Source organism: Pseudoxanthobacter sp. (assembly GCF_036822375.1).
In the GTDB taxonomy this organism is placed as follows: Bacteria; Pseudomonadota; Alphaproteobacteria; order Rhizobiales; family Segnochrobactraceae; genus Pseudoxanthobacter.
Genome location: NZ_DAISHT010000197.1, coordinates 1 through 6135 on the forward strand (window position 1 = coordinate 1; position 6135 = coordinate 6135).

A 6135-nucleotide genomic window follows, 5' to 3' on the forward strand; every position below is an offset into this window, starting at 1 on the left:
TGGAAACCGACGACGAGGTGATCGAGGCCGGCCGCACCATCGACAAGATGGGGCTCGCCGCCGTGCCGGCGCTGTGGGCCATGATCGAGACGCCGCTTGCCGTGCTGCGCCCGGACGCGGTCGCCGTCGCCCGCGAGGGCGAGGTGGGGCCGAAGCTCGCCTGTCTGGTGATCGGCACCAACGATCTGGCGAAGGTCACCCGCGCCCGCCTCACCCCCGGCCGCATGGCGTTCCGAAGCTGGCTTTCCAGCACGGTTGCCGCCGCGCGCGCCTACGGGCTCGATGTGATCGACGGCGTGTGCAACACCTTCGACGACCCGGCCGTGTTCGAGGCCGAGTGCATCGAGGGCCGCGACCTCGGCATGGACGGCAAGACGCTGATCCATCCGAAGCAGATCGAGCCGGCCAACCGCATTTTCGCCCCCGATCCGGCAGAGGTGGAGGACGCCCGGCGCATCGTCGCCGCCTTCGACCTGCCGGAAAACCGCAGCCGCGGCGCCATTTCGCTCGACGGCCGCATGGTGGAGCGCCTGCACGCCGACATGGCACGGCGCACGCTGGCGCTGGCGGAGGCCATTGCCGCCCGCGGCTGAGGCCCCGCCCCGCCACGGTGCACAGACAGCCCGCCCGGCTTCGCCGCGGCGGGCTTTTTTGCGGGTGCGAACATTCCGGCAACGCCCCGCCTTGAAGGCCGCCGCCATCGTCGCCATATTCGGCGGGACGGCTCGGTCTGAACCGTCCGGATGCCGCAGCCGCGGGTCCGAGCCGGCTTCCGCGCACTGAGCGGGAGGCCGGTGCCGCATGATGAAGACTTGTTCTGGCCGCTTGGATCGACGAGGGCTTTCGATGTCGCGCCTGCCGACGTTCTCCAGTCCGTTCCTGCTCGGGTTCGACGAAATCGAACGCGTGCTCGACCGGGTCTCAAAAGCCACCAACGACGGTTATCCGCCCTACAATATCGAGCGGCTGCCGGCAGAGGGGCGAAGCGGAGACGTGCTGCGCATCACGCTGGCCGTTGCCGGTTTCACCCGCGACCAGCTCGCGGTCACGATCGAGGAAAACCAGCTGGTGATCCGCGGTCGTCAGGTCGAGGACGACAGGGAACGCCATTTCCTGCACCGGGGCATCGCCGCCCGCCAGTTCCAGCGCACGTTCGTGCTGGCGGAGGGCATCGACATTCTCGGCGCAGAGCTGAAGGACGGCCTGCTTTCCATCGATCTCGCCCGGCCGGAACCGGAACGCATCGTGCGGAAGATTCAGATCGCCTCCGGAGACTGACGGTCCCGCCTGCGGGCGCCTTGCCCTGCCCGCGGCCGGTGTTCCGCCGCTCTTCACCGCGTCCTGCCCGAAAGCGTCCTGCCCGAAACGGGGGGACCACAGGAGCTGAAGTCATGAACACACGCGAACGTCCTGAACGCCCGGCCATTGCACCGGAAGTGCTCGCCGGCATCGGTGCCGGCCGGCTGACCTATGTGCGGCCGCTGACCTCCGACGAAGTGCCGGGCCTGTTTCCGCAGGCACCGCATCTCAGCCCCGGCCTGAAGCTGTGGGCCCTGCTCGGTGCCGACGGCACGCCCATCCTGCTCACCGACAGCCGCGAGGCTGCCGTGGCCAATGCGGCCGAGCACGACATGGTGACGGTCTCCGTGCACTGAGAGGGTCTCCGTGCACTGAACGACAGTGCGCCGGCCGGAAACGGCCGGCACGACACGAAGACGGCCGGCCGTGACACCCCCGCAATCGTTGACGATGTCCCGGAAGACGGCGCCCGGGAACCGGAAAACGAACGGCAGCCCTCAGCCGGGCTGCGGTTGATCGTTTCAGCCCCAGTAGCGCCGGCCGCCCGGACAGGGCGCTCCGACCGGAGCCCGGATGCCACGCGGGCTCAGATAACGGGGCGGCAGATACAGGGCTGGATGCCGGATTTGTAAAGGCCGGCGCCGCTCAGGCGGCGTTGGATGTGGCCGGATGGGTCAGCAGCGCATAGAGCGCGGCCGGATCGGCCGTGGCCCGCAGCTTGGCGGCCGTGTCGCTGTCGCGCAGCACGCGCGCAATGCGGGCCAGCGCCTTCAGATGATCCGCGCCGGCGCCTTCCGGGGCCAGCAGCAGGAAGATCAGATCGACCGGCTCCTCGTCGAGCGCCTCGAAATCGATAGCCTTGTCGAGGCGGGCGAACAGGCCGCAGATGCGCGGCAGGCCCGGCAGCTTGCCATGGGGAATGGCCACGCCATGGCCGACGCCGGTGGAACCGAGGCGCTCACGCTGCAGCAGGGTTTCGAAAATGGCCCGGGCCGGCAGCCCGGTCAGCGCCGCGGCCCGTTCAGAGAGCTCCTGCACCGCCTGCTTCTTGCTGCTCACCTTCAGCGAAGGCAGGATGGCTTCGACGGTCAGAAGATCGCTCAAATCCATCAGGACACTCCTTGCAGGATTGCCACGCGGGGTGGCGGGTAAACGCCACTCCGCGGGCATTCGGAACCGGCGGCCGAAGCCGCCGCGAGGCAGGGGAAAGCGGCCGCCGCGGGGGCGCGGCCGGCGATTGCGAATGGCCTGCGGCCCGGCCGTCCGCCGCCGCCCGGCTTTGCGGACCGGCGGCGGGTGGCGTTGCGGGCCGGCATGCCACGCGGCATTCAGGCCACTTCCGGCGCCAGCGCCGGGTCGACCCAGCCGATGTTGCCATCCTGACGGCGGAACACGACATTGAGGCCGCCGTGAGCGGCGTTGCGGAACACCACCACCGGGGCCTCGCTGAGATCGAGTTCCAGCACCGCCATGCCGACCGTCATGGTCTTCACCTTGGTGGCGGTCTCGGCCACCACGAGCGGGCTGTAGTCCACCGGCACATCGTCGTGCTCCTCGGGCGAGGCAAGCACGTAGGCGGCGGCAGCAACGGAGGCCTCGTTGGAGGCCAGACGCGCCTCGGCCACGCGGCCGCTGCGCAGGCGGCTCTTGTAGCGGCGCAGGCGGCGCTCAAGGCGATCCGCCGCGGCATCGAAGCTCTGGTGCGCATCGTGGTCGAGCGCGGTCGTCTTGATCGTGGCACCGGTGTCGAGATGCAGAGAGCACTCGGTGCGGAAGGCCGTGCCTTCAGGCTCAACGGTCACGTGGCCATCGAAGCCGCCATCGAAATACTTGGCGACGATCTCGGCCACCTTGTCCTCGATCCGGCCACGCAGGGCATCACCGATATCGATGTTCTTTCCCGAAACACGCAACGCCATGGGAACCTCTGCTCGCTCTTCTGTTCGTAAGGCGACGGACCATCGCGGGCCCGACGCCCGGCCGCTCTCTCTGGCTGCGCGATCATTCGCGCCAACGCCCGCGGCCGTTCGTGATTGAAGGCGCATTCGTGCGCCCTGTCGACCGGTTAGGACAAATCCGGGCCTCCCGCCCCGCTTCATCCCGCCGGATTTGCATCCGCCGGCCCGTGCTGCACCGCCGGGCTGCCCGGCAGGCCCCGAACCCGCAGACCGGCGGCGTTCATAGGAACGCCAACCCGCCAAGTCAACAAACCAGACTCAACCGGCCCGGCCCGGCCCGGGCGGCCGGCGCCGCCTAGCTGAGGCGGCCGGCGGCCCGCTTTTCGCGCCGCCGATCCACCGACGACGGAATGCGCATCGATTCGCGGTATTTGGCGACAGTCCGGCGGGCAATGTCAATGCCTGCCTCGCGCAGGCGCTGCACGATCGTGTCGTCCGACAACACAGCCGTCGGATCTTCGGCATCGATCATCTGACGAATACGGTGCCGCACCGCCTCCGCCGAATGGGCATCTCCGCCGTCCGCCGCAGCAATTGCGGATGTGAAGAAGTATTTCAATTCCAGAATGCCGCGCGTCGTCGCCATATATTTGTTGGCGGTCACGCGGCTGACCGTGGATTCGTGCATGCCGATCTCGTCGGCAACGCTCTTCAGGTTCAGCGGGCGCAGATAGGCGACGCCCTTGCGGAAGAATGCATCCTGCTGGCGCACGATTTCGGTCGCCACCTTCAGCACCGTCTTGGCGCGCTGGTCGAGGCTTTTCACCAGCCAGTTCGCGGTCTGCAGGCAATCCGACAGATAGGTGCGCTCGGCCGGGCTGTGGGCGGAACGCACGACGGTGCTGTAATAGGTGCGGTTGACCAGCACCCGCGGGAGCGTTTCGCTGTTGAGTTCGATGCGGAAGCCGCCGTCGGCGGTGGGGCGCACCAGCACGTCGGGCACCACGGTCTGCACCGCATCGGAGGGGGCGAAGGCCAGACCCGGCTTGGGGTCCAGCGCCCGCAGCTCTGCCAGCATGCCGGCCAGATCTTCCTCGTCGACCCGGCACAGGCGGCGCAGCTGGGCGCGGTCCTGCCGCGCCACAAGATCAAGATGCCCGACCAGCACCTGCATGGCCGGATCGAAGCGATCGCGCTCCATGAGCTGCAGCGACAGGCACTCCGCCAGCGTGCGCGCGCCGACGCCGGTGGGCTCGAAGCCCTGCAGCACCGACAGCACCGCCTCCACTTCCGACAGCGTGGTGCCCAGTTGCCCGGCCACCTGCGCAAGGTCCGCCCTGAGGTAACCGGCCTCGTCGATGGCATCGATCAGGACGTGGCCGATCAGGCGCCGTGCCGGATCGGCGACCGCCAGCGCAAGCTGCTGGGCCAGATGATCGCGCAGGCTCGATTCAACGGCGGCATAGGCTTCAAGGCCGCCTTCCGTGCCGCCGGCCCCGCCGCCGGTCCACGCCTCGCCGGCCAGACGCGACGGGTCCAGCTCCGCACCCGCGCCGCCGCCTTCCGGCAGCGCATTGTCATCGGGAAACAGCGCTCCGAGCGGCAGGTCGAGGCCGGCGCCGTCGGCCGCCTCCAGCCCGGGCGACAGCACGAGATCGCTGTCGAGGCCGGCCAGCACCGCCGGCCCGGCATCGTCGGCAAAGCCTGCCGCCGGCTCCGCTGCGCCTTCGGGGCCGCCTTCCGCATCGCCGGCCGGGGCCGGCCGCTCGAAGGCGGCGTCGGCCGGGCCGGACACGGTTTCCCCCACCTCCGGCGCCTCGTCCTCGCGCTCAAGCAGGGGGTTGCGCTCGATCTCCGCCTCCACGAAGGCAACGAGATCGAGATTGGACAGCTGCAGCAGCTTGATGGCCTGCATCAGCTGCGGCGTCATCACCAGCGACTGGGTCTGCCGGAATTCCAGCTTGGGAGACAGGGACATGACTGACGGGGCCTGTCTTTGCGGGCACCGCTCCGAAGGGCGGCGCCGGATGCGCGATTGGTCCGCTTCTTGCTTAACCCGTTTGGCGCATAATGCAATCGGCTCGTCGCAGCCGGCGGGCGCGCCACGGCGCCGGCAAAGCCACGTCTGATGCGTTAATTCTTTGCCGGCACAAATCAAATTTTCATTTTGCCGCCGCCCGCGCAACCGGCGTTATCCACGCCGGCGGGCGGCCTGCTCACAGCGTGAACTGCTCGCCCAGATAGAGCCGGCGCACATCGGCATTGGCGACGATATCGCCCGGCAGACCTTCGGTCAGCACCTGACCGGTGGCGATGATATAGGCCCGGTCGATCAGGCCCAGCGTCTCGCGCACGTTGTGGTCGGTGATGAGCACGCCGATGCCGCGCCCGGTCAGGTGGCGCACCAGCATCTGGATATCGCCCACCGCAATCGGATCGATGCCGGCGAAGGGCTCGTCGAGCAGCATGAACGACGGCCGGCTGGCCAGCGCGCGGGCGATTTCCACGCGCCGCCGCTCACCGCCCGAAAGCGCCGTCGCCGGCTGGGTGCGCAGGTGCTCGACGTGGAACTCGGCGAGCAGCATCTCCAGATCCTGATCGCGGCGCTTGCGGTCGGGCTCGATCACCTCCAGCACCGAACGGATGTTCTCTTCCACCGTCATGCCGCGGAAGATCGAGGCCTCCTGCGGCAGATAGCCGATGCCGAGACGGGCCCGGCGATACATCGGCAGCCGGGTGATGTCATAGCCGTCGAGGGTGATGGAGCCGTGGTCGGGCCGCACCAGACCGGTGACCATGTAGAACACCGTGGTCTTGCCGGCACCGTTAGGGCCGAGCAGACCCACCGCCTCGCCGCGACGCACCGAAAGGCTCACGTCGCGCACCACCTTGCGGCGGCGATAGCTCTTGGCGATGCCGCTGACCACCAGTTCGCTGT

The 6135-nt window shown here is 68.8% G+C and carries 7 protein-coding genes; 3 read left to right on the forward strand and 4 right to left on the reverse strand.

From position 1 onward, the window contains the following. From V7067_RS14455 to V7067_RS14465, 3 genes are all read left to right on the forward strand, one after another. Positions 1-593 (forward strand): CoA ester lyase (locus V7067_RS14455; protein ID WP_334176608.1); only part of this gene is annotated, 593 nt, incomplete at its 5' end. A gap of 253 nt (positions 594-846) precedes the next feature. Next, positions 847-1278 carry an Hsp20 family protein gene (locus V7067_RS14460; protein ID WP_334176609.1) on the forward strand — a complete coding sequence of 144 codons (432 nt, stop codon included), beginning with the start codon at positions 847-849 and terminating at the stop codon, positions 1276-1278. A 113-nt stretch (positions 1279-1391) separates the two neighbouring features. Then, positions 1392-1655 (forward strand): DUF1150 domain-containing protein, encoded by a 264-nt coding sequence (locus V7067_RS14465; protein WP_334176610.1) that lies wholly within the window; start codon positions 1392-1394, stop codon positions 1653-1655. Positions 1656-1944: 289 nt separating this feature from the next. On the opposite strand, the gene ptsN is transcribed toward V7067_RS14465, so the two are convergent. The 4 genes from ptsN to lptB form a co-directional block, all read right to left on the reverse strand. After that, entirely contained in the window at positions 1945-2409 is a 465-nt protein-coding gene (gene ptsN / locus V7067_RS14470; RefSeq protein WP_334176611.1) for a PTS IIA-like nitrogen regulatory protein PtsN, read from the reverse strand. Between the two features lie 218 nt (positions 2410-2627). Next, positions 2628-3218: a ribosome-associated translation inhibitor RaiA gene (raiA, locus tag V7067_RS14475; protein WP_334176612.1), complete on the reverse strand. Its 591-nt coding sequence runs from the start codon at positions 3216-3218 to the stop codon at positions 2628-2630. Between the two features lie 334 nt (positions 3219-3552). Further along, positions 3553-5175, reverse strand: a complete 1623-nt coding sequence (rpoN, locus tag V7067_RS14480; RefSeq protein ID WP_334176613.1) for an RNA polymerase factor sigma-54 — start codon at positions 5173-5175, stop codon at positions 3553-3555. Between the two features lie 238 nt (positions 5176-5413). Then, positions 5414-6135 (reverse strand): LPS export ABC transporter ATP-binding protein (gene lptB / locus V7067_RS14485; protein ID WP_334176614.1); only part of this gene is annotated, 722 nt, incomplete at its 5' end.